Here is a 525-nt window from a genome sequence, read left to right on the forward strand (position 1 = left end):
GTAGAGGTAATGTCAAGTCTCCAGAAAGTGCAGCTCTTGACGCGGACGTTCTGCTTGGCCGAACCCGTCAGCGAAGACGATCAGACGGAATTCGGCGTATACTCTAGTTGATGGATCCAATAGATGTCGTGCAAGTGAACCCGTCCGCACGACTCTTATCAATGCCTTTTCTGCGTAAAGCACTGTTCAACAATAGTTTGCGGGTGTAGTTCAGTGGTAGAACGTCAGCTTCCCAAGCTGAATGTCGCCGGTTCGACTCCGGTCACCCGCTTTCAGAAGTCTCGAAAAAATAAAGCACTTACGAGACTCTGCTGAATCATGCACTACATCGCCGGGACGACGAAACGACCTTTGTAGTGCAGATTCGACCCAAATGTAGTGCGGTCATCGCGGCTTCTGGCCCGTCTCGGGCGGCGACGATTGCCGCGTTGGGCACCCCAGCCGGGGAAAGCCCCGCGGGTCAGGCCTGCTCGGCGAGCAACCGGTAGCGCTCTGCAATCTTGGGGTGCATATTCCAGATGTCGG

1 tRNA gene is annotated in these 525 nt (G+C 55.0%); it reads left to right on the plus strand.

What is annotated here, in order from left to right:
- The first annotated feature begins 199 nt into the window (after positions 1 to 199).
- A tRNA-Gly gene (locus tag AAFX79_13850) sits at positions 200 to 271 on the plus strand.
- Positions 272 to 525: the final 254 nt, after the last annotated feature.

Source organism: Planctomycetota bacterium (genome assembly GCA_039819165.1).
GTDB lineage: Bacteria > Planctomycetota > Phycisphaerae > Phycisphaerales > UBA1924 > JAHCJI01.